22 protein-coding genes are annotated in these 22,925 nt (G+C 63.9%); 3 read left to right on the top strand and 19 right to left on the bottom strand.

Annotation, left to right across the window (positions count from 1 at the left end; translation table 11 throughout):
- From CT676_RS04705 to CT676_RS04665, 9 genes are all read right to left on the bottom strand, one after another.
- Complete coding sequence (locus tag CT676_RS04705) at positions 1-1,689, bottom strand: ShlB/FhaC/HecB family hemolysin secretion/activation protein (RefSeq protein WP_244623068.1); 1,689 nt, start codon at positions 1,687-1,689, stop codon at positions 1-3.
- Between the two features lie 315 nt (positions 1,690-2,004).
- Positions 2,005-2,466: a PTS IIA-like nitrogen regulatory protein PtsN gene (gene ptsN / locus CT676_RS04700; protein ID WP_008141251.1), complete on the bottom strand. Its 462-nt coding sequence runs from the start codon at positions 2,464-2,466 to the stop codon at positions 2,005-2,007.
- A 221-nt stretch (positions 2,467-2,687) separates the two neighbouring features.
- Positions 2,688-3,287 carry a ribosome-associated translation inhibitor RaiA gene (raiA, locus tag CT676_RS04695; protein ID WP_028149778.1) on the bottom strand — a complete coding sequence of 200 codons (600 nt, stop codon included), beginning with the start codon at positions 3,285-3,287 and terminating at the stop codon, positions 2,688-2,690.
- An 84-nt stretch (positions 3,288-3,371) separates the two neighbouring features.
- Entirely contained in the window at positions 3,372-4,985 is a 1,614-nt protein-coding gene (gene rpoN, locus CT676_RS04690) for an RNA polymerase factor sigma-54 (RefSeq protein WP_135214026.1), read from the bottom strand.
- A 90-nt stretch (positions 4,986-5,075) separates the two neighbouring features.
- Positions 5,076-6,083, bottom strand: coding sequence for an LPS export ABC transporter ATP-binding protein (gene lptB, locus CT676_RS04685; protein WP_135214025.1), 1,008 nt, complete (start codon positions 6,081-6,083; stop codon positions 5,076-5,078).
- Between the two features lie 246 nt (positions 6,084-6,329).
- Positions 6,330-7,046, bottom strand: a complete 717-nt coding sequence (locus tag CT676_RS04680) for an LptA/OstA family protein (RefSeq protein WP_167767942.1) — start codon at positions 7,044-7,046, stop codon at positions 6,330-6,332.
- A 5-nt stretch (positions 7,047-7,051) separates the two neighbouring features.
- Positions 7,052-7,783 (bottom strand): LPS export ABC transporter periplasmic protein LptC, encoded by a 732-nt coding sequence (gene lptC / locus CT676_RS04675; RefSeq protein WP_135214023.1) that lies wholly within the window; start codon positions 7,781-7,783, stop codon positions 7,052-7,054.
- A gap of 146 nt (positions 7,784-7,929) precedes the next feature.
- Positions 7,930-8,544: a ribonuclease D gene (locus CT676_RS04670; protein ID WP_135214022.1), complete on the bottom strand. Its 615-nt coding sequence runs from the start codon at positions 8,542-8,544 to the stop codon at positions 7,930-7,932.
- Between the two features lie 117 nt (positions 8,545-8,661).
- Complete coding sequence (locus tag CT676_RS04665; RefSeq protein WP_085405006.1) at positions 8,662-9,987, bottom strand: UbiA family prenyltransferase; 1,326 nt, start codon at positions 9,985-9,987, stop codon at positions 8,662-8,664.
- A gap of 299 nt (positions 9,988-10,286) precedes the next feature.
- Here CT676_RS04665 and CT676_RS04660 point away from each other — a divergent pair, with 299 nt between their 5' ends.
- Positions 10,287-11,558: an MFS transporter gene (locus CT676_RS04660; protein WP_085405110.1), complete on the top strand. Its 1,272-nt coding sequence runs from the start codon at positions 10,287-10,289 to the stop codon at positions 11,556-11,558.
- A gap of 21 nt (positions 11,559-11,579) precedes the next feature.
- On the opposite strand, the gene CT676_RS04655 is transcribed toward CT676_RS04660, so the two are convergent.
- Complete coding sequence (locus tag CT676_RS04655) at positions 11,580-11,963, bottom strand: response regulator (RefSeq protein WP_071908878.1); 384 nt, start codon at positions 11,961-11,963, stop codon at positions 11,580-11,582.
- 103 nt (positions 11,964-12,066) lie between these two features.
- Here CT676_RS04655 and CT676_RS04650 point away from each other — a divergent pair, with 103 nt between their 5' ends.
- Positions 12,067-13,236 carry a GAF domain-containing sensor histidine kinase gene (locus CT676_RS04650; RefSeq protein WP_085405005.1) on the top strand — a complete coding sequence of 390 codons (1,170 nt, stop codon included), beginning with the start codon at positions 12,067-12,069 and terminating at the stop codon, positions 13,234-13,236.
- Positions 13,237-13,268: 32 nt separating this feature from the next.
- Here CT676_RS04650 and CT676_RS04645 read toward each other — a convergent pair whose 3' ends face one another.
- From CT676_RS04645 to CT676_RS04630, 5 genes are all read right to left on the bottom strand, one after another.
- A complete protein-coding gene (locus CT676_RS04645) occupies positions 13,269-13,478 on the bottom strand; it encodes a hypothetical protein (protein WP_085405004.1) in 210 nt (69 codons plus the stop codon).
- A 56-nt stretch (positions 13,479-13,534) separates the two neighbouring features.
- Positions 13,535-13,660 carry a hypothetical protein gene (locus CT676_RS46040; protein WP_256468676.1) on the bottom strand — a complete coding sequence of 42 codons (126 nt, stop codon included), beginning with the start codon at positions 13,658-13,660 and terminating at the stop codon, positions 13,535-13,537.
- Positions 13,661-13,734: 74 nt separating this feature from the next.
- Entirely contained in the window at positions 13,735-14,346 is a 612-nt protein-coding gene (locus CT676_RS04640; protein WP_244623067.1) for a molecular chaperone TorD family protein, read from the bottom strand.
- Positions 14,347-14,382: 36 nt separating this feature from the next.
- Positions 14,383-15,018: a DUF3306 domain-containing protein gene (locus tag CT676_RS04635; protein ID WP_085405002.1), complete on the bottom strand. Its 636-nt coding sequence runs from the start codon at positions 15,016-15,018 to the stop codon at positions 14,383-14,385.
- A gap of 20 nt (positions 15,019-15,038) precedes the next feature.
- On the bottom strand, positions 15,039-15,500 hold the full coding sequence (locus CT676_RS04630; RefSeq protein ID WP_085405001.1) for a DUF3305 domain-containing protein: 462 nt from the start codon (positions 15,498-15,500) through the stop codon (positions 15,039-15,041).
- Between the two features lie 249 nt (positions 15,501-15,749).
- Here CT676_RS04630 and CT676_RS04625 point away from each other — a divergent pair, with 249 nt between their 5' ends.
- Complete coding sequence (locus CT676_RS04625; RefSeq protein ID WP_135214021.1) at positions 15,750-17,735, top strand: 4Fe-4S binding protein; 1,986 nt, start codon at positions 15,750-15,752, stop codon at positions 17,733-17,735.
- A 35-nt stretch (positions 17,736-17,770) separates the two neighbouring features.
- Here the strand turns inward: CT676_RS04625 and CT676_RS04620 are convergent, their stop codons facing one another.
- Genes CT676_RS04620 through CT676_RS04605 form a run of 4 tightly spaced genes read right to left on the bottom strand, consistent with a single transcriptional unit; the run spans position 17,771 to position 22,606 of the window.
- Positions 17,771-18,769 (bottom strand): formate dehydrogenase subunit gamma, encoded by a 999-nt coding sequence (locus tag CT676_RS04620; RefSeq protein WP_135214020.1) that lies wholly within the window; start codon positions 18,767-18,769, stop codon positions 17,771-17,773.
- 49 nt (positions 18,770-18,818) lie between these two features.
- On the bottom strand, positions 18,819-19,421 hold the full coding sequence (gene fdh3B / locus CT676_RS04615) for a formate dehydrogenase FDH3 subunit beta (RefSeq protein WP_014490880.1): 603 nt from the start codon (positions 19,419-19,421) through the stop codon (positions 18,819-18,821).
- A gap of 11 nt (positions 19,422-19,432) precedes the next feature.
- Positions 19,433-22,387: a formate dehydrogenase subunit alpha gene (locus tag CT676_RS04610; protein ID WP_135214019.1), complete on the bottom strand. Its 2,955-nt coding sequence runs from the start codon at positions 22,385-22,387 to the stop codon at positions 19,433-19,435.
- A gap of 9 nt (positions 22,388-22,396) precedes the next feature.
- Positions 22,397-22,606 carry a hypothetical protein gene (locus tag CT676_RS04605; RefSeq protein ID WP_071908869.1) on the bottom strand — a complete coding sequence of 70 codons (210 nt, stop codon included), beginning with the start codon at positions 22,604-22,606 and terminating at the stop codon, positions 22,397-22,399.
- Between the last annotated feature and the right edge of the window lie 319 nt (positions 22,607-22,925).

Genomic DNA, 22,925 nt, shown 5'->3' with positions numbered 1-22,925 from the left:
TCAGAAGCGAATGCCGGCTTGCAGCCAGAACTGATCGTTGGCTTTGACGCCATCGGCATTGGCGCCGGTGATGATGGAACGGCCGGGATTGTCGCCCAGCGTATGGGCCCAGCTCGCCGAGACGTTCAGCCATTCGCGCGTCCAGCGCGCGGCGAGGCCGGCGCTGGCGAGCCCGTAATCGTTGCAGCCGCAGACAGTGACCGGCGCGATGCCGTTCGGCGACACGTTGATCTTGACGTAGCCGCCATCCAGGAAGCTCGCGAGTTGCAGGCTGCCGAAGCGCACAGGCACCGGCGCGTTGTAGCGAAGCTCCAGCGTGCCGAGCACGCCCATATCGCCGCGCGCCTCGCCGACGGGATAGCCGCGCACGCCGAACGGGCCGCCCAGCGCAAAATCTTCCGAGGAATCGAGGTTCTTGTCGGCCCATTGCCCGTAGAGGCGACCGAACAGTGCGAAGTCGCCGGGCAAGGCCTGAAGCCGGGCGACCGCGGCATTGATCCGGTTGAACGGCCCTTGCGTCCGGAGCCCAGCCTGGTCCGCCGCGAGCGCGCTCGCCACGCGCGCGAGATCGAGGTCGCCAAAAGTCCAGCTCACCGACCAGTTGGTGATGCCGCCGCCGAGCAGCGCGTCGCGCCGGTCGCCGTTGAGGCTGAGCGTACCGGAGGTCGACCGCTTGTCCTGAAGCTTTCCGACGATGCTGTCGTCGACCAGCGCCTTCCAGGTCACGGTGCCGCCAAGCTGGAGGTTGAAATCGCGCGAGCGGATCAGGCTGTAGTCGACGCCGCCATTGGCGAAATGGGCAAAACCGGTGAGACCGAGGGCGCTGCCGATGGCGTCGATATTGTGGTAGTCGAGATAGCCGTAGCTCGCATTGGCAATGAAGCCGCTGGCGCCGAGCGGCACGCTCGTCACCAGCGAGCCGTACTCCTGCCCTTGCGATACCGTGCCGGAGAGCCGCGTCAGGTCGCCGTAGCCGGACACGTCGGTGAGCGAGATGAGCCCGTTGCCCTGCGCCTTGCCCACGTTGGAGCTGCCGTAATTATCGGCCCAGATACCGCCCCCGAGAATGGGCGCCTGCGCGACGCCGACGACGAGCTTGCTGGTGTTCGGCGCATCGCCCGGCGCGAGCTTGGCATGCACCGACACGCCCGGCAGGTCGTTCATCCGCAACAGCGCGTCTTCCAGATCCTGCCGCGTCACGCCGTCCGACTTGACGCGGCCCTCGATGATCGCGCGCAACAGGTCCTCACGCACGCGCACGCCCTTGACGCGATCGAGCGTGATGGTCTTGAGCGCGCCCTCGGCGATCTCGATCGTGACGATGCCGTTGGTGATGTCCTGAGGCGGCAGCAGCGCGCGCGCCAGCAACCGGCCGCGCCTCTGGAGCACGGCCGTCACCTGATCGGCCAGCGCATAGAGCCCTTTGATGCCGAGGCGCTTGCCGCGCACCGAGGCAACGAGTTGCTCGCGCTCGGCCTGTGGCAGAAGCTCCACCTTGCCGGTGAAGCGAACGCCCTTCACGATGATGCGCTCGCCCCGGTCGGGGATGGCGGCGGGCGCCTGCTGCGGTCGAATCTCGTCAGGGGACGGCAGCCTTTCCTGCCGCTGCATCTCCTGCTGCCGCTGCATCTCGCGGAGCAGCGATCCGGCATCCTGCGCGACGGCCGGGACTGCGGTACCTGCTATCACTAGCCCCACCACAACAGCCCTGCTCTGCACCGCGCCAACCACTTTCATCCTACGGGCCCGACCTTCGGGCGATAGGTAACGACCTCAGCGAAAGCGCAGGACGGCGCGTCGCGCCACTTGCGTTCCTGGGCGTCTTTAGCGGACTCCGACAAGGCGCAATGTGCCGGACGTCTCAGCTGGGGAAATTTTTCGCGTTACCTTGCCGGCTATTGCGAGATCACAACATCCCGTGCGCATGCCACGAGGATGGCCGGCGTGCATTGGCAATTGCGTGGATCGATTCCGCTTCTCAGCGGGCGACGAGGACAGGCGACGTTACGCCGCGGTCGCGGGCGGCAGCGCCAGCACCGAATAGATCGCCTGGGCGTCGCGCGAGGCGCGGAGCTTCTTGGCGATGTCCTGGTCGCGCAGGAGGCGGGCGATGCGGGCGAGCGCCTTGAGGTGATCGGCGCCGGCGCCTTCGGGCGCGAGCAGCAGGAAGACGAGATCGACCGGCTGGCCGTCCATCGCCTCGAAATCGATTGGGCGATCGAGGCGCGCGAACAGGCCGAAGATCTTTTCCAGCTTGGGCAGCTTGCCGTGCGGAATGGCGACACCGTAGCCGACCGCGGTGGTGCCGAGCTTCTCACGCTGCAGCAGCACCTCGAACACGGAGCGTTCGTTCTGCCCGGTCAGCTCGGCGGCCTTGGCCGCAAGCTCCTGAAGCGCCTGCTTCTTGCTGTTGACCTTCAATGCCGGGAGAATCGCCTCGGGTGCGACCAGATCGGTAATCGGCATGGAAGGTTTCCGAGGTGAATTAAACCGTCAGGTTCCGAATTGGCCAGCTTGGTCAAACCATGCCTGGCCGGCATCAAGAAGGTGAAGCAGGAGGGGGACTTAGCCCCGATCCTGATGTGGGGCGCTTCTACTCCAACGCAATCCCGGTGCCAACTGCTGCGTGCGGCTTTGCCCCGCTCATTGTTAAGGGCTGCGGTTGGTACGGGGGCCGGTTCCAGCCCTCAACCGTCCGGTTTGGCCCCCGGCGGGTCGATCCAGCCGACATTGCCGTCGGCCCGGCGGTAAATGATGTTCACCCGGCCGCTGGAGCCGTGCTGGAATACCAGGCAGGGCGCTCCGCTGAGGTCCAGCTCCATCACCGCCTCGCTCACCGACAGCTGCTTCAGCGAGGTGGTGGCCTCGGCGATGATGACGGGACTGTAGCCGGTGACCTCGTCCTCGTCCTCACCCTCGCCCGGCGCCTCCAGCACGTAGCTCGTGGCGTCCATGGCGGCCAGCGCCGCGGAGGCGACATGGGCCTTGCGGGCCGAGCGGTCCTTGAGCCGGCTCTTGTAGCGCTTGAGCCGCTTCTCGATCATCAGGAGCGCCTGGTCGGCGCTGGCATAGGCATCCGGCGCGTTCGAATCGGCCTCCAGCGTAATTCCCGTATCGAGATGCAGGGCACAGTCGGTGCGGAAGCCGAAGCCATCCTTGCTCAGGGTGATGTGGCCGGAATAGTTCCCGTCGAAATATTTACGCAGGACCTCGTCGGTCCGATCGGTCACGCGGCCGCGCAGGGCGTCGCCGACGCTGACGCTCTTTCCCGAGATTCTGAGGGTCATGTGATGCCTCGCTTGGTTTTAAGTGCCCAGCTTGGATCGGTCTCGATGGGGGATCGAGAGTAGCGCGATTTCGCGCCAGCGCAATCAGGCCGGCTCGGTGTTGCGGGAGCGATCGGGCATTGCGGTGGAGAGGACGTTACCAAGAGCGCTCTGCTTGTCACGGCGGCGTTGCACCGAAGAGGGAATGCGCATGGCTTCGCGGTACTTCGCGACCGTGCGGCGGGCAATATCAATTCCCGAGGCGCGTAAGCGTTCCACGATGGTGTCGTCCGACAGGATCGCCGACGGCGCTTCCGAATCGATCAACTGCTTGATGTGGTGGCGCACGGCCTCGGCGGAATGCGCCTCGCCGCCGTCGGCGGAGGCGATCGAAGCCGTGAAGAAATATTTCAATTCGAATGTGCCGCGATTTGTCGCCATGTACTTGTTGGCGGTGACGCGCGACACCGTGGATTCATGCATCTGGATGGCGTCGGCAACGGCCTTCAGATTCAGCGGCCGCAGATGCGCAACGCCATGGGTGAAGAAGCCGTCCTGCTGGCGCACGATTTCCGTCGCAACTTTCAGGATAGTGCGGGCCCGCTGATCAAGCGCGCGCACCAGCCAGGTCGCGTTCTGGAGCGCGTCGGTGAAATAGGACTTGTCGCCGTCCTTGCCGATCTTCTTCGACAGCTGGGAATAATAGGTCTGGTTGACCAGCACGCGCGGCAAGGTGTCGCTGTTGAGCTCGACATGCCAGCCGCCATCCGGGCCCGGGCGGACATAGACGTCGGGCACCATGGTCTGCAGCCGCGCCGAGCCGAACTTCATGCCGGGCTTGGGATTGAGGCGGCGGATCTCGCCGATCATGTCGGCGATGTCCTCGTCGTCGACGCCGCAGAGCTTGCGCAGCGAAGCGATGTCGCGCTTCGCCAGCAGATCGAGGTGCTCGACGAGGGCCTGCATCGCAGGGTCGTAGCGGTCTAGCTCGCGGAGCTGGATCGCCAGGCATTCGCTCAAATTGCGCGCGCAGACGCCGGGCGGGTCGAATTTTTGCAGCACGGCAAGGACGTCCTCGACGTCGGCTTGCGATGCGCCAAGGCGCTCGGCGGCCTGGCCGAGATCCGGCGGCAGATAGCCGGCCTCGTCGACGAGGTCGATCAGGTACTGGCCGATCATGCGCTGCGCCGGGCCGGTGAAGGCGACCGAGAGCTGCTCGGCAAGATGGTCGCCGAGCGTGATCTCCGCGGCGACAAAGGCTTCGAGATTGTAGTCCTCGTCGCCGGAGGCACCGCCGCCCCATTCGGTATAGGTGGTCGGCGCCGCATCCTGGGCGTCGCGCGCGGCGGCCTCGGCCGGTTCCTCGGAGAAGACGTTGTCCAGGCCCGTATCCAGGGTCTGCTCGATCTCGGCGCGGGTGCCGAGATCCTTGCTCATCCATTCTTCCTGGCCCGGCTCGAACGCCTCGCCCGGACCGCCGCCCGGCTCGTCGTTGTGGCCACCGTCGGAATCGCTGAACTGGCCGGTCTCGGCCGGGGCTTCACCGGCGGGCGGCTCGTCGTTGGCCCGCTCCAGCAGGGGGTTCCGCTCGAGTTCCTCTTCCACGAAGGTCGTGAGATCGAGATTGGACAATTGCAGCAGCTTGATCGCCTGCATCAGCTGCGGCGTCATAACCAGCGACTGCGATTGCCGGAACTCTAATCTCTGCGTGAGCGCCATGAAGCAAGAACCGATCCCAAAAGTTGGTCCGATTTTTGCTTATCTTAGTCTTGGCACGATGTACACGGCTTGACGAACGGGAAAAAAGGGCTAGAGGCGGAATTCCTCGCCAAGGTAAAGCCGGCGAACATCGGGATCGGCGACGATCTCATCCGGGCTACCCTCGGTCAAGATTTCACCGGCATAGACGATGTAGGCGCGATCGGTCAGGCCGAGCGTCTCGCGCACATTGTGGTCGGTGATCAGCACGCCGATGCCGCGGTTGGTGAGATGGCGAACGAGGTCCTGAATGTCGCCGACCGCGATCGGATCGATGCCCGCGAAAGGCTCGTCGAGCAGCATGTAGTTCGGACGCGTCGCCAGCGCGCGCGCGATCTCGACGCGGCGGCGCTCGCCGCCCGACAGCGCGATCGACGGCGATTTCCGCAAGCGCGTGATGTTGAATTCGTCGAGCAGCGAGTCGAGCTGCTGCTCGCGCTTCTTGCGCGAGGGCTCGACCACTTCGAGCACGGCGCGGATGTTCTGCTCGACGGTGAGGCCGCGAAAGATCGAGGCTTCCTGCGGCAGATAGCCGATGCCGAGCCGCGCGCGCTGATACATCGGCAGCTTGGTGACGTCGTGGCCGTCGAGCTCGATCGCGCCGCGATCGGGCTTGATCAGGCCGGTGATCATGTAGAACACGGTGGTCTTGCCGGCGCCGTTCGGGCCGAGCAGGCCGACCGCTTCGCCGCGGCGCACATAGATGCTGACGCCGCGCACCACCTGGCGGCTGCCGAAACTCTTTTCCACGCTATGCACAGCCAGGAAACCCGGCCGCTTCAGAAGCTGCGGTCCGCCGGCGCCGTTAGGCCTGCTGGCGGCTCTGACAGGGTGAACCGCCTGGGCACGCGGCGGTTCGGTCTGGTAGTCGGCTTGGTAGTCGGCCTGGAAATGGTCGGGCGCGCGCATCTGGTCGCGGGCGATCGGCGATGCATCCCGCACCGGGCTGGGCACGAGACCGCCGACGCTGTCACCGAGGGTGGTGATGTCCTGGCGCGCAAATCCTGGCCGGCCGCGCTTGGCGGGGCGCCGACGGAACATGCTGAAGAGATCGACCATCCCGCCTTCTAGCCTTTCACGACAATCCCGCGCGATGATCCGCGCGTGATCCCGCGATCTGCCGCACCGGCCTTGCGATTCGCCAGCACAGCATGAGTGAAGGGATGTCTCATGCCCAGTGAAACACGCCCGAAAAGCGGCGAACCCCGCTTGGAAAGCCCTTCGCGCTAGATACAGCCTCGCCGGGCAAGCTTCAACCTCGGATCGGGAGAATCTGACCCAAGCGCTTGAAGTTACTTCAGGAATTTACTTTTGCTTGCCTGCGCCGGGCAATTGCAGCGGCGGCGCCGCGGCGGGCTTGCCCGGGCTCCCCGATCCGCAATCATTGCTGCCGCCCTGCGGCAGCAATGCCTGCACCCTGCCGCTGTCGGATTCCACCCGCGAGACGCCCGTGGTCATGTCGACCGCCAGACGGTCGCCGCGCAGCACGTTCCTGCACTGCGTGAGGACGACGCCGCCGAGCATGGTGATGAGGTTGGTTTTGGTGTCGAACACGGCGGTCTCGCCTGTTACCACCTGGTCCTTCTGGGTGACGACGACATTGCCGCGCGCTTCCAGCCGCTTGATCGAGGAGCTGCCGCCCGGCCCCGGCTGCGCCGACTGCATCGGCGCACCCTTGGTCCCCTTCGCCGCGGGCTGCGGCGCGGCCGGCTTGTCGCCGCCGCCGGAGTCGTAAAACACCACGAGCGTCTTCGAGGTCATGGTGGTGTCGCCCTGGATGACCTTCACATTGCCGGAGAAGGTCGCCTCCTTCTTCTTGTCGCGCATCTCGAGCGAGGCAGCTTCGATCTGGATCGGCTGGTCGCGGTTTTGCGAAAAGCCCTGCATTGCGTTGGGCACGCCTTGCATCGTGCTCTGCGCGACGGCCGCACCGGTCGCGACCAGCGCGACGGTGACGGCGAGCGCGGCCACACCGAGAATGGCGCACCGCTTGTCTTCGTTGCGCGAAAAGAATCTCACCATGAAAATCACTTTGAATTGGCCGACTTGTTCTGAGGCGTGCGTGTCTTCACCGGCGGCGCGGGCTGCTCGGCCGGCGCAGGCTGGGCAGCGGCGGGGTCATCCAGCTTGTCCAGATGCATCACCACATTGCCCTCGAAGCGGATGACGTCGCCGCCTTCCGTGATCCGCAGCCTGTCGGCGGTCAGCGTTCCGTTGGTCAGCTTGACGTCGACATGCTCATCCGAGGAGACCGTTCCCTTGCCCATGTCGACGAAGGCCGAGTTCAGCCGCGCCTCATAGCCGGACGAGGTGCGCAGGAAGATGTCCTTGTGCAGGTCGAGCTGCTGCTGCTTGTTGTCGAAGCGGCCGGTGCGCGCATCGAGCAGCAAAGTGGATTTGTCTTCCATCAGCACCTTTGCGCGCAAATCGTTGAGATCGACATGATCGGGGTCGGTGATGTCCTGCGTCGCGGTCTTGGCCCAGAGCTCGTAGGGCCGCTGGTCCGGGGTGAAGCCGGACATATGCGGCGTTTCCATCGTGATCTTGGTGCCCGTCACCACGAGATTTCCGGAGTCGAGCTTCACGGGGATCTGGAAGGGATTGAGGAAGGTCGAGACGGCGACGATCGCGGCCATGGACGCAGCCACCGTCACCGGCACCGCGATGCGCAGAATCCGCACCAGGCGGCTGTGGCGCGCCGCGCGGGCAAACTTCGCCGCAAGCGCGGCGTCGTAGGTTGGATTCTGGGCCGAATTCACCTGAGCTCCCGAGGTGTCGCTCGTCTCGTCCGGTTGACGGGCGCACGCCATTGTATCCGGCGCCGCCTGAATATGCAGCCTGCGACAGGCCGCACGAAAGTGTCCGAAACGGGGCGGCAGCCCTAAGCTAACAGCGGCCCGAGGCCTCAGGAATGCGCGAAAATGTCCTCTTCCGCCCAGCCCTGGAGATCGAGCAGGGCGCGGGTCGGCAGGAAGTCGAAACAGGCTTTTGCCAGCGCGGTGCGGCCTTCCCGCACCAGCATGGCGTCGAGCCGCTCGCGCAGGGCATGAAGGTGCAGCACGTCGGAGGCGGCGTAGGCGAGCTGCGGCTCGGTCAGGCTGTCGGAACCCCAGTCGCTGGATTGCTGCTGCTTGGAGAGGTCGACATTGAGCACCTCGCGCACGAGGTCCTTGAGGCCATGCCGGTCGGTGTAGGTGCGGGTCAGGCGGGAGGCAATCTTGGTGCAATAAATCGGGCCGGTCATGACGCCAAACGTCTGGTACAGCACCGCGACGTCGAACCGCGCGAAGTGGAAGATCTTCGTGATCGCAGGATCGGCCAGCAGGGCCTTCAGGTTCGGCGCGTCGGTGTGGCCCTTGGGGATCTGCACCACGTCGGCGCTGCCGTCGCCGGGCGAGAGCTGCACCACGCAGAGCCGGTCGCGGTGCGGGTTCAGCCCCATGGTCTCGGTGTCGATCGCCACCGCTCCGGTGTAGCGGGACAGGTCGGGCAGGTCGCCGCGATGCAGGCGTACGGTCATGGCGTTTCAAAACCTCAATCGAATTGGTCGGTCGGCATCATAAGCTAATCGGATTGCCCGCGATGTAGCCACTGCCGGCCGGCCGCGCAAGCGGCAGCTGTTCCCGCCGGGGCGCGGTCAGATCGCCGCCAGCATGATGCAGATCATCGCCGCCACCGTGGCGCGGCTGGCGCCATCGCGAAAAGTGTAGAGAATCGGGTCGTCGGGCATCTCGCGGCGATGGGCCATCATCAGGGCGCGGCCGAACCAGTAGAGCAGCAGCGGGTTGAGCAGCCACAGCATCCAGGGACGGCTGTAGAGCGGCGTCACGGCGGAGGAGGAGACGTAGAGCGAGAACACGGTCACCGCGTTCATGGCGCTCGCCGCCGCCATCGCGCCGATGATGTGCAGGTCGGTGATCCTGTAATCGCGGTTGGAGGGATCGGCGAGGCCGGCGTTCTCGCGCATGCTGAGCTCGCTGAAGCGCTTGATCAGCGCCAGCGAGGTGAACACGAACAGCGAGAAGATCAAGAGCCATTCCGACAGCACCACGCCGACGCCGACCGCGCCGGCGATGATGCGTAGCGTGTAGAGGCCGGCGAGTGTCACGACGTCGACCAGCATCTTGCGCTTGAGCACGAGCGAATAGGCGATCGTGGTGGCGAGATAGCCACCGAGCACGCCGAGGAACAAAGGCGAGATGCAGAGGCTGGCGGCGACCGCGAGCAGCCACAGCGCGGGGATCGCAAGCAGCGCCGAGGACATCGGCAGTCGACCTGCCGCCAGCGCGCGATGCCGCTTGGTCGGATGCTGCCGGTCGGCGGCGAGGTCGAGCAGATCGTTCATCAGATAAGCGCCCGACGCACAGGCCGAGAACGCCAGGAACGCCAGCAACGCATAGCCGAGCGTCGCAAGATTAATCTGATGCGCCGTGATCGCCGGCACGAACACCAGCGTGTTCTTTGCGTATTGATAGATGCGCAGCGCCTGCGCCCAGGTTTTGAGGCTGGCACGGCTGCTGCCGCGCGTCTCGATGCGCTCCATGGAGGCGCGGTCGAACGGCAGCCGGTCGCCCGCCGCGAGATCGGCCGGCGCAACGACGCCATCGAACCCGAGATGCGCGGCAATGCCCGCCGCATGGTGCGCAAACCGGCCGGCAACCAGATAGATTGTCTCGCCCCGCGCCCGCGCCGCCAGCGCCTGGTTCAGCACGTCGGCGTCATAGGGAAGATGGGCGTAGTCGAGCTCGGCCTGCGCCAGGATATCGGTGAGCGCCGCCATGCCCGGGCGTCCGCCCGCGCCGAAGCGGGCCAGCATCCGGCCGGGGCTGGAAAACAGCGCTTCCAGCAGCAGCTCGGAACGGAGCAGGGCGCCTTCGAGATCGATGACAAGCGTCCGCGCCGCGGCGGGGGTCGCCGACGGTGTGGGGACGCCCGAATCGTAGTGCCAGGCAGGCTGCTCCATCCGAAAACGCTCTATTGGCCGCAACATGACCGGCCCTGAAGCCGGGGAGCAGGGAAATGGACGGCCGAGAGCCTAGGCGGCATTCGCTAAGGGCGGCTTAATCCGGCTGAGGGCCGGCGGCCCCTGGGGGATGCCGGGTCCAAACCATGCACCCTGCTGTTGCATGGATCCCACAACCCGGCGCCAGCTTCGCGTTCCGGCAGGGCTTTTGCCGCGCGCCCCGTGAAAATCCTCCGGGCCGACCCCATCTGCCAGTTTTCGCGCGCTCGCCCGCCCCGCCCACAATGAAATCAGGTGTCATGACCGAACAGACGCTCGCTGCGCCTATCGACGACCAACAGGAACGCCAGCGCGGCTTTACGCGCTACCAGGCGCTCCTGATCGCGCTGCTTGCGTTCACGCAGTTCACGATCATTCTCGATTTCATCATCATGTCGCCGCTCGGCGCCATCCTGATGCCGGCGCTCGACATCACGGCCGGACAATTCGGCGTCGCGGTCTCGGCCTACGCGTTCAGCGCGGGACTATCGGGAATCCTGGCCGCCGGCTTTGCCGATCGCTTCGACCGCAAGCGCCTGCTGTTGTTCTTCTATGTCGGCTTCACGCTCGGGACCCTGCTCTGTGCCGCCGCGCAGACCTACCACGTGCTGCTGCTCGGCAGGATCGTGACCGGATTGTTCGGCGGCGTGATCGGCTCGGTCGTGCTGGCCATCATCACCGATTTGTTCGCGCTGCACCTGCGCGGCCGCGTGATGGGCTTCGTCCAGACGGCGTTCGCCGCGAGCCAGGTGCTCGGCATACCCGCCGGGCTGTTTCTCGCCAATCACTGGAACTGGCATGTCTGCTTCATTGCGATCGTCGGCCTGTCGATCGTCGCGATCGCAGTCATCGCCTTCGCCATGGAGCCGGTCGACGCGCATCTGAAGCTTAAGCAGGACAGAAATCCGTTCCGCCATCTGATCGCGACCGTCGGACAACCCCGCTATACGCTGGCCTTCGCCGTCACGACGCTGCTGGCGACGGGCGGGTACATGCTGATGCCGTTCTCCAGCGCCTTCACCGTGCATAATCTCGGCATCGACATCACGCATCTGCCGACGATCTATCTCGTCTCCGGCCTGTTCAGCATCGTCACGGGGCCGCTGGTCGGCAGGGCGAGCGACGCGTTCGGCAAGTACCCGACCTTCGTCTTCGGCAGTGTGGTGTCTGTCATCATGGTGCTGATCTACACCCATCTCGGCCACGTCTCGCTCGCGACCGCGATCCTCGTCAACGTGCTGATGTTCGTCGGCATCTTCTCGCGCATGATCCCGTCGCAGGCGCTGATGTCGGCGATCCCCGACCCCAGCCAGCGCGGCTCGTTCAGTGCGGTCAGCGCGTCGCTTCAGCAGCTCTCCGGGGGGCTCGGTTCGGTCCTCGCCGCCGCCATCATCGCGCAACAACCGGATGGTTCGCTGCTCCATTTCGACCGGATCGGCTACGTCGTCGTCGCGTCGGCAATCGTCTCGCTGGTGGCGATGTACTTTGTGCAGAAGGCAGTGGCGGAGCGGACCGGGAGACGGATGGTCTGAGGGCTCGACTTGAAAAGCCCGCTATGCCCGCCCGCCGGCCAGCATTTCAAGCTGGTCGTGCAGCTGCGCAGGAAGATACGGCTTGGGGATGAACCTCGCCCCGAGCGGGATGTCATCCGCTGCCGGGCTGACTTGGCCGGACGTAATGAGGAGCCGCACGGGCGGCCATCGATCTCTGATCACCGCCGCCAGCCGAAGGCCATCCATCGAGCCGGGCATCTGAATGTCTGTGAAGACGACGGTGATCGCCGGTTCCGTCTCCAGCAGATTGACAGCCTCGTCTGCGTCGGCCGCCTCGAAGACATCGAAGCCCATATCCCGCACCATGTCAGCCGCGTTCACGCGGATGAGGAAGTCATCTTCCACGATGAGGATCACGTCCCTATGCTGGCTGAGATTGGACACTTATGCTCCGGCATAACCGACCATAAGGTTTGAACGGCTTCTTTGTTCCACCGAACGTCTTGCAAAGGATCGCGTTTGTTAGAGTAGGGCGTTAGGGTTCACCATGGCAATTGACATCAAGGCGGACGTGGATGCCGTCCAGCAGATTGGGGCAGTTCCCAAAGTTTTGGATTTGGCCGCACGCATAACGGGCATGGGCTTCGTCGCGATAGCGCGCGTGACTTCAGATCAATGGATTTGCTGCGCCGTTCGGGACAGCATCGCCTTTGGCCTTGAGCCGGGCGGAGAACTGCGTGTCGAGACGACCATCTGCAACGAGATCCGGCAGCACGGCAACACGGTCGTCATCAACGATGTGCAGACGGACGACGTCTTCTGCAATCATCCGACACCGGCCATGTATGGATTTCGCAGCTACATCTCAGCTCCCATCGTCCTGATCGACGGAGCCGTCTGGGGAACATTGTGCGCCATCGACCCCACGCCTCGACAACTTCGTACGCCTGAAATCCTCGACACGTTTCAGCTGTTGGCGGAACTGATCGCTGCGCAGCTCGAACTCAATCAACGTCTGGAGCGGAGCCAGGCCGATCTCATCGACGAGCGAAAAACGGCAGAGCTTCGCGAGCAGTTCATCGGCGTATTGGGGCACGATCTTCGCAATCCCCTCGCAGCCGTCGATGCGGGAATGCGCGTGCTGCTGAAGAACCTCGACACCGGGCGGGCGCCCGAAATCGCGCTCGGCGTTCAAAAAGCCGTCTATCGCATGGCCGGCATCGTCGAAAACGTCATGGACTTCGCGCGAGGCCGACTTGGCGGAGGCCTTACGATCAAGCGAGATGCGACGCTGCCTTTGGCGCCGGTGCTGGAGCAAATCATCGCGGAGTTCAGGACGGCCTGGCCGACCGTGACGATCAGCTCATCGGTCCAGATCGAAGTGCCCATCAGCTGCGATCGGAGCAAGATGGGCCAACTTTTCTCGAACCTGCTCGGGAATGCAATTACGTACGGTGACCAGAGTAGGCCGATCCACGTCGTAGCCAGAACCTTGGACGGAACGTTCGATCTGACGGTGTCCAACGAAGGCCCGCCAATCTCCGAAAAGGCGCTGGCAAACCTCTTCAAGCCATACACGCGAGGCGACCGGCCCAGTCAGCAGGGTCTGGGACTTGGTCTCTACATTGCTTCGCAAATCGCCCAGGCCCATGGCGGCAAATTGAGTGCGATATCGACCGGACGCGAAACGACCTTCTCTTTCGAGATGCCGATCTAGGCGGGCCGGGAGCAGGATCGTCTGGAGCCAGGTTATTGCTTTACGCTGGCCGGGAAAATGAGCGACTGATCGTCGATCTCCTGATCCGCGAGCTGATGGACGCCCGCCATGGCGTGCAGCTCGACCAAGGACGGCATGGCCGCGGCGGACAGCTCTATCGAGCGAGGTTGCGTCCTGAAGATCAGAGCAGAAGCGGCGATCAGAGCTGCAACGACGAAACAGGCGATCAGCAACCGGCGCATATGGCGTCTCCCACGTCTATGTGGAGAACAGAAAGCTTAACAAACAATAATGACCGCTAAACGCGGGCGCTCGACTCAGCGAACGCCGTTGTGGCGGACTCCTGCACGAAATGATCAAGGATGCCGGCGGCACCGAGTGCGACGACGACGGCGAACAGACAGGCAATTATGAAAACGCGCATTCTGTTGATCCCTACATCTATAATCTAGCACGCTCCCAAACGGATTTGTGCAGCGGCCGTACAAAACGCCGTGTTCAACCTGGAAGTGCGAAGGCCTCCGCCTCGATATCGATGAACGTCCGTCCGAGCGCGCCAACGGCGGCATAGAAGTGAGCCGACCGCGCGCGCTCGAGATCGGCGAAAAAGCGCCTCATCCAGCGTGAGACATGCTGATCAAAGAAGAGGCGCTCGGCGCCCGCTGGCGCTGCAAGGCTCCCGCCGGCGAGGCCTGCCATGATCTCACAGAGAAATCCCGCGTGATCTTCGGGCTCCGTACGCTCCGGAGCCTTTTCGAGGCCGAGACCCCCGAGAGTTTCCCGCAACCGCGCGAGTGGACGGCCATACAGGGTGTCGGACAGGTAGTGTGACGCATAAGGCAGCAGCGCCCCCTTGCCCAACCCTGCAAAGAGGGCGAAGAACTCGCGCGATGCGGCCTGCTCGTTGGTCCGGCGCGCTGCATCCGCCAGCGCCATGTGTGCCGCGCCCATCGCACTTGCATCGCCGTGCAATGCAGAGATCCGGTGCAGCAGCTGCGTGTCGGGGCTGCGCGTCAGCAACGTCGCCAACAGCGCATATTCCTGCGCCCGGGCGAGGTCGAATTCATCGACGATACGCACTGAAGCGATTGTTGAAGTTGGATCCATCATTGTTCGATCGCGCAAGACATATGATCCTGCCGGTTGCTAGCGGGGCAATGCGCTGCCATGACGTCGTGCTCGCCGGGAGGGCGGCTCTCCGGCAGCAGGACTGACGGACTGCATGCTCTCATTCCGGTCCTGGTCCGGTCGTGCCGTCGCATCATCGGGCAGCGATTGAGCTGCCAATATCGTCGGTTCGAGAATGGGCTGTTCGGCATCGGGCCGCCCTTGCGGAATGAGCTCGGTTGGCGGCTGCACGTCCGCAAGCGCGTCACCCACCTGCTCGAGCCCCTTTGACATCCGCGCGACAAGATCGGCGACGTTGTCCGCCGGATCGAGCGGGCCAAATCCGGGAATTGCGTTGGGATCGTTGAAATCCCACTGATTCTCTGCGATTCCGATGAAGTCGCGGATCGCAGGGTCGGTTGCCCAGGCACGGCGCAATGCCAGGCGCGTCAGTTCGGCCGGAACGCCCGTCTGCAGGAACGCCGCAATGTCGGTGTGAGCGGTGATCGATTCGATCGACGGTAAACTGGCGAGATCGAAAGGCTGGTCGTTCCCGTCATTCGCTACGGACGGCTCGGCAGCTCGCTCTTGGTCGGCCGGAGCAAGTTCAGCGTTTTGGCTTCTCGAGGCTTGCTTGAGCCGCGCCCAGCGAACGAAGACGTTAGTCTCTGACATCGATCTCTTTCATGCCGCTGCTAACGATTGCGCTGCCGTTTGACGAATGGTCGTTCGACATGATGCTCGGCGACGAACCGGCCGACGATCTCGGAGATGCCTGGTGGCATCGGCACGGCTTCGACCAGATTGCTGCCTGCATCGGTAAACGCCTCGCCCTCCGCCGGATCGGCCGTGACCGCGAGCAACTCGTAGGGCGGCTCGGAACCGGTCGGGCGCAAATTGACCCACAGCGTCGGCGATCCTGACGTGAGATTTTCGCGATAGTTGGTGGTTTCGGTCCGGTGCAGCTCGATCACGGCATCACCGGCGTAGAACAACGTGACGTCGCCTTCGCCTCCAATCGGAGTCCACGGCTTCGCAGTCGGCTCTCCCGCGAACACCGAGACGGGCCGCCACAGAAAATCGGCCCACGCACTCTTCGCCTTGCGCCGTTCGATTGCGACACCGACAGCAATGCGTGCAAGACTCGTCGATATCAATGTGCCCTCTCGCGATCGAGACGTGGTTCCTGCTTCCGAAGCCAATCCAGCGACGCTGCGCGCTCGCCCCCGGCGAGAGCGATAATCGTGCGCCCATGATACGGGCGTCGTCTTTTCCGATACGCGGAGTATATACTTCGGGGGTGAACGGGCCAGTAGGTGGCCGCTCTATTTTGGGAGCCGCGAGATATTGTGACCGTCATATCTGACACCGGCAGGCGCCTCCTGATCTGCTCGTGCGAAGGGACGATGCCGCTCGATGCAGACGCAATTCGCCGCGGCTGCCGCGGTGAAGTGACGGCAGCGACGCAGCTCTGCGGCGCCGAACTCGGCCGATTCAAGGCTGTCGCCGCCGAAGATGGTCCGCTCACGGTGGCCTGCACGCAACAGGCGGCGTTGTTTTCGCAGGTTGCTTCCGAAAATAATCGTGCGAATTCGATACAGTTTGCCAACATCCGCGAGACCGCCGGATGGTCTGGCGATGCCGACCGCGCCGGACCGAAGATGGTCGCGCTGCTGGCCGCCGCGGCCGAAGTCGCCGCACCCGCGCCGACGGTCCAGCTGGAAAGCGGCGGAGTCATCCTGATCTACGGCCGCGACGAGGCCGCGATCGAGGCTGGCGACTTGCTGAAGGAGCATCTCGACGTCACCGTGCTGATTGCGCCGCCAGCCGCGATCGCACCGCCACGTAACGCCGACTATCCGATTGCCAAGGGCCGGATAACGGGCGTCAAAGGACACCTGGGCGCGTTCGATGTGGTGGTCGACGATTTCGCCGAAGCCGCACCGTCCTCGCGTCGAGCCCTGACGTTTGGCGCGTCGCGCAACAACGCCCGTTCGACCTGCGATATCGTCCTCGACTTGACCGGCGGGCCTGCGCTGGTTCCTGCCGACTTGCGCGATGGCTATCTGCGTGCGGATCCCGGCAGTCCCGCAGCTATCCTCCAGGCCGTGCTGAAAGCGCGCGACCTCGTCGGGACCTTCGAGAAGCCGCGCTACATCACCTTCGACGCCGGGCTTTGCGCACATTCGCGCTCGAAGCGGACCGGCTGCACCCGCTGTCTCGATTTCTGTCCGGCCGGCGCGATCACACCTGCCGGCAACCATGTGGCGATCGACGCCAACATCTGCGCGGGCTGCGGCCAATGCGCGACGGCCTGTCCCACGGGCGCCGCATCCTATGCGCTGCCGGCGGAAGACGCGCTGGTCAGAAAGCTGCGTGCCATGCTGCTCGCATACCGTCAGGCGGGCGGCGAGCGGGCCGTTGTCCTCGTCCATGACGAAGGCCACGGCGCGCCGCTGATCGACGCGCTGTCGCGGTTCGGCGACGGCTTGCCCGCAAACGTGCTGCCGTTCGCGGTCAACGAGGTCACGCAAATCGGGTTGGAAAGCATCATCGCGGCTTTTGCCTATGGCGTGTCGGCGGTGCGCTTCCTGCTGCGGGCCAAGCCGCGCCATGACGTCTCCGGATTGACGCGGACGATCGCGCTCGCCGATCCGATCCTTGCCGGACTCGGCTTCGGCCCGGCCCGGCTTTCCGTCATAGCGACCGACGATCCGGACCATTTGATCGAGGCGCTCCGCACCGCGCCGGCCGACGCGCCCGCTCCGCGCCCTGCGAGCTTCCGCGCCGTGGGCGGCAAGCGCGACGTGCTGCGCTTTGCGCTGGCCGAACTGCACCGCGCGGCGCCTGCACCCGTCGATGTCATTCCGTTGCCCGAAGGCGCGCCGTTCGGGACCGTCGAGATCGATGCTGCCGGCTGCACACTTTGCCTGTCCTGCGTGTCGGTCTGTCCGACGAGTGCCCTGCGCGACGACCCCGAGCGCCCGGCATTGCGTTTTGTCGAAGACTCCTGCGTTCAGTGCGGCCTGTGCCGGACGACGTGCCCGGAAAACGTCATCACACTGGTTCCGCAGATTGATTTCCGTGCCAGTCGGGCGCCAGCCCGCCTTCTCAAGGAAGAGGAGCCGTTTTGCTGTATCCGCTGCGGCAAGCCATTCGGCGTCAAGAGCAGCATCGAGCGTGTGGTCGCGAAGCTCGAAGGCCAGCACTGGATGTATTCGGGCTCGGCGCAGCGGCTCGACGCCATCAAGATGTGCGGCGACTGCCGCGTCGGCTTCGTCGCCGAACAAGGTTTTGAATCTTATGGCGCAACCGGCCCGACCGTCCGCACCACCGACGATTACCTGCGTGACCGGGACGGGAAGCGAGACCCGGACGGCCGCTCCGGCTGAATTGCCCGGTTCAGGTTGGTCCGAGCGCCATCGCGCTATTCAGCCGGCGTGGCCGAGGGTTGCCGGCCTTCCGCTTCGAGCTTTTCGGCGAGCCAGCGGTCGTGATGCTCTCTCGCCCAATTGATATCGACCTCGCCCGTACCCATGGCTTCGAACGCGCCTTCCATGCCGAGCGTGCCGATATAGATGTGTCCCAGGATCAGCGCGATGAAAAGGATCGCGATGACGGCGTGGGCGACCTGGGCGATCTGCATGTCGGCAATGTTAGTGCCGTAGAAGGGAAACAGCAGCACGAATCCCGATGCGGAGACCAGGAGGCCGGCCGCGACCGACAGCCAATAGACCAATTTCTCACCGAGATTGAAGCGGCCTGCAGGCGCATGTTTCGACTTGATGAAGCCACCCCCCTGCTTGACCCAGTCAATATCGACTCGCTTGAACAGATTGTCCCGGAAGAAGAGCACCGTGATCAAAACGAGGCCCGCCACGAAGGCGAAGCTCGTGAAATTGTGCACGTACTTGGCGACCTGGGAGATGTCGGAGAACAGATCCGGGCCGACCAGCGGCCGCAGCAGGACCTTGCCGAAGGTGATGTTCAGGCCGGTCAATCCGAGCAGCACGAACGAAACCGCTGTCAGCCAATGCGCGAACCGCTCGAAAGCCTTGAAGCGGACAATCGTCTGGCCGGAGCGCCCCGCTTCGATGCGAAGCCGGCCCATGATCAGATAAGCAAGCGCGAGCACGGCAAGCATGCCGACGATCACCACCGCCCCACCCCAGTGCAGCAGGACCTCGTGGAAATAATCCCAGGTCCGTCCCGCCGGCTGCATCAGCACGCTGGCTTTGACATCTGGAATGTCGATCCGGCCCTGGATGCGCGGCGCCTGCTCGAGAAGCGTCTTCTGATTGGCCACACTGGCGGTCGGATTGGGCGCCCCGTCGGGACCGAGCTTCTGGGCGAGCACCGGGGCTGTCGTGAGACCGAACAGCATCAACAACAGCGCTACGAAGCGAATGCGTGCGAAAGCCGTCATGACGGATACCCAATCTTCGTCCCTAATCGTCGCGGTAAGCGCAGGTCCCTTATGACTTGACGTCCTCGTGATAGGCGGTTGTCCAGCCCCAGGCTCCGGAGCCGTAGCCGCGCTTCTCGACGCGCTCCTCGTAGATCTGGGCGATGATGTCGCCATCGCCTGCGAGCAGCGACTTGGTCGAGCACATCTCGGCGCACATCGGCAGCTTGCCTTCGCCGAAGCGGTTCGAGCCGTATTTCGCATATTCTTCGGCGCTGCCCGGCGCCTCCGGTCCGCCGCCGCCCGCGCAATAGGTGCACTTGTCCATCTTGCCGCGCGAGCCGAAGTTCCCGACCTGGGGATATTGCGGCGCTCCGAACGGGCAGGCGTAGAAGCAATAGCCGCAGCCGATGCACAAATCCTTGTCGTGCAGGACGATGCCGTCTTCGGTCGGATAGATGCACTTGACCGGACACACCGACGCGCAAGGCGCATCGGTACAGTGCATGCAGGCCATCGACACTGACCGCTCGCCGGGCTTGCCGTCATTGATCGTGACGACGCGCCGCCGATTGATGCCCCAAGGCACTTCGTTCTCGTTCTTGCAGGCGGTCACACAGGCATTGCAGTCGATGCAACGGTCCGCATCGCACAGGAATTTCATGCGTGCCATGGTCTAACCTCTCATGCGGCCCTGATCTGACACAGCGTGGCTTTCGGCTCCTGCATGCCGGTGGCAGGATCATAGCCATAGGTCGTCAGCGTGTTGTTGCTCTCGCCGAGCACGATGGGATCGGCTCCCGTTGGATATTTCGCCCGAAGGTCGGCTCCCTCGTACCAGCCGGCGAAATGGAACGGCATCCAGGCAACGCCCTTGCCGACGCGTTCAGTCACCTGCGCCTTCATCCGGGCCCGCGAGCTGTTCTCTGCACCGGTCACCCAAACCCAGCCGCCATCGACGATGCCGCGCTCGGCTGCGTCCGCCGGATTGATCTCGACGTACATGTGCTGCTTCAGTTCGGCGAGCCATCTGTTGGACCGCGTTTCCTCGCCACCGCCTTCGTATTCAACCAGACGGCCCGAGCTCAGGATCAGCGGGAACTGCTTCGAGATTGCGCGATCGACGGCGGCCTTCTGCACGGAGAAGCCGATATTGGGCACGCGGAATTGCTTCGCGTCCGGCAAGGTCGGATAGTCGGCGACGAGGTCGGGACGCGGCGTGTAGATCGGCTCGCGATGCACCGGAACCGGATCGGGAAGATTCCACGCGATCATGCGGGCCTTGGCGTTTCCGTAAGGCGAACACCCGTGTTCGATCGCGACCCGCTGGATGCCGCCGGACAGATCGGTCGACCATGACACCTTGTCGGGATCGGCCGGATTGATGCGCTCGATCACCTCGCGTTCTTGCGCCGTGAGGTCCTTGTCCCAGCCGAGCTTCTTCAGCACGCCAAGGGTGAACTCGGGATACCCGTCCTTGATCTCCGAACCGACGGAGTACGAGCCCTCGGCAAGAAGATTATCGTGATCTTCCCGCTCCACCTCCTGCCCGTTCTCCATCACCTTGCGCTTCACGACGCGCTCGACTCCGAACCGCGCGCGGAAGGTGCCGCCGCCCTCTTTCACCGAAAGATTGGTGTTGTAGAGGATCGGCGTGCCCGGATGCCTGTACTCGGGCGTGCCCCAGCACGGCCATGGCAGGCCGTAATAATCTCCACCAACCTCCGGATCGTCCTTCGGCGCCCGCAGCGTCACCAGATCGAACTTGTGCTGGTTTCTCATGTGGGCCTTGAGCCGCTCCGGCGACTGGCCGCAATAGCCGGTCGACCAGCCGCCCCGGTTGATCTCGCGCAGGATGTCCTCCGCCGAGACTGCGCCGTTCTCGACCTTGATGTTCTTGAACATCAGGTCGGCAAATCCGAACTTGCGGGCGAGCAGGTACATGGTGTCGTAGTCGTTCTTCGATTCGAAGACCGGATCGACGATCTTTTCGCCCCATTGCAGGGAGCGGTTGGAGTTGGTGCGCGAACCTTCCATCTCGAAACTCGTGCAGGCCGGCAGGAGGTAAGTGCCGTTCTTGCGCTCCGACAGCACCGACCACGCGGTCGGATAGGGATCGCAGACCACCAGCAACTCCAGCTTCTCGATGCCCTTCACCGCTTCCGGCATCCGCGTGATGGTGTTGACGCCATGGCCCATGATGAACATGGCCTGCACCGGATTGGGCTGGCTGATCTGATTCTTCGGGAGCAGGGTTGCGTCGAACCAGCGCGTGCTGGGAATGCCAGGCGTTTCCATCAGCTTCTTGTCGGGGAAGCGCGACTTCATCCAGTCGTAGTCGACCTCCCATACCCGGCACCAATGCCGCCAGGCCTCCTCGGCAAGACCGTAGTACAGCGGCAGCGACGTGACATCGAGACCGAGATCGGTTGCACCCTGCACGTTGGTGTGGCCGCGGAAAATGTTGGCGCCTGCGCCGGGCAGCCCCATGTTGCCGGTGGCGAGCAGCAACAGGCAGCTGGCGCGGACATTGGCGGTGCCGGTGGTGAACTGGGTCTGCCCCATCGCCCAGATCAGGGTGGACGGCTTCTGTTTGGCGAACAGTTCGGCGACGTGCTTGACCTGCGCCTCCGGCAGGCCGGTCACGCGCTCGACCTCCTTGGGCGGCCACTTCGCAACCTGCTTCCGGACCTCATCCAGGCCATAGACGCGCTGAGCGAGGAATTCCTTGTCCTCCCAGCCATTCTCGAAAATGTGCCACAGCATGCCGTAGATCGTGGCGATATGCGTGCCGGGGCGAACCCGGACATATTCGGTCGCGTGCGCAGCGGTCCGCGTCATCCGGGGATCGACCACGATCATGTTGGCGCGGTTGAGCTCCTTGCCTTCAAGAATGTGCTGCAGCGAAACCGGATGGGCCTCGGCTGGATTGCCACCCATCAGCAGGATGGTCTTGGCGTTGCGGATGTCGTTGTAGCTGTTGGTCATCGCGCCGTAGCCCCAGGTATTGGCTACACCGGTGACCGTCGTGGAGTGGCAGATCCGCGCCTGATGATCGGAATTATTGGTGCCCCAGAACGCCGCAAGCTTGCGATTGAGATAAGCGGCCTCGTTGGTGAACTTGGCGGAGCCAAGCCAATAGACCGAGTCGGGCCCCGCCTTCTGGCGGATATCCAGCAGCTTGTCGCCGATCTCGTCGATCGCCGTCTCCCAGGAGATGCGCGTCCACTGTCCGTTGACGAGCTTCACGGGGTAACGCAGGCGTCGTTCGTTCAACACGTCGTCGCGAACTGCCGCACCCTTGCAGCAATGCGAGCCGCGATTGATCGGACTGTCGTAGTCGGGCTCCTGCCCGATCCATACGCCGTTGGCGACCTTGGCAATCACCGAGCAACCGACCGAGCAGTGCGTGCAGACGTTCTTGCGGGTCGTGACCGTTGCGCCGACAGGTGGCGGCGGACCGGCTTCGGCCTTGCGCACGCTGTGCAGCGCGAGCTCACCCACCGCGGCCAATGCACCGGCCGTGACTCCAGAGCGCTTCAGGAACGTCCGTCGGTCCAGTTTCGCCGATGCTGCGTCGGCCGCCGCATCGAAAAGCCTGGCACGCTCCGGACGACGATCGGACTTCCTGATCAGCACGGAAGTCTCCTATCGAGCGGGATAGCTGTTGACGCGATAGAAATTCCTGACTTCCTGGGAGTCAGGTCGATAGCGAGCCTTCCGCTTCTGATCGAGATCAACGGGCTTTGCGGAAGCCGCCGCCGGCAACAATTGGCCGGCACCCAACGCACCGGCACCGACAATCGTCAGCCGAAGCAAGTCACGTCGAAGAAGCTTTGGCGCTTGATCATTCTTCAACGAAGCACACTCCCTGTCGGGGTCAGGCCTTCCCGAAGGCTATCCGAGTTTTGCGCCGGACATCAATCACAGACCTGCGTTGCATAATCTGCAGGAGCAGCCGTGCACGCAGCTTTGCGCTTGTGTTACCGCAGCAAGCAGTCGATCGTCGTCAACATCATTGTTATCAGCCGTTCGGCTCTGCAGATTGTCGTGCGAATTGGAAACGGCGAAACATCGAGCAGGTGATTGCCGGACGGGTGACGTCACACGCGTCGCGAGTGACGAACTCGCGATCGATACGAATGATACGTCGACATCGTGAGCGATCGCGGAAATC

Source organism: Bradyrhizobium sp. MOS001, assembly GCF_004634465.1.
In the GTDB taxonomy this organism is placed as follows: domain Bacteria; phylum Pseudomonadota; class Alphaproteobacteria; order Rhizobiales; family Xanthobacteraceae; genus Bradyrhizobium; species Bradyrhizobium barranii.
Note: the sequence above shows the minus strand (reverse complement) of the source record. Positions and strands in the feature narration are given on the sequence as shown.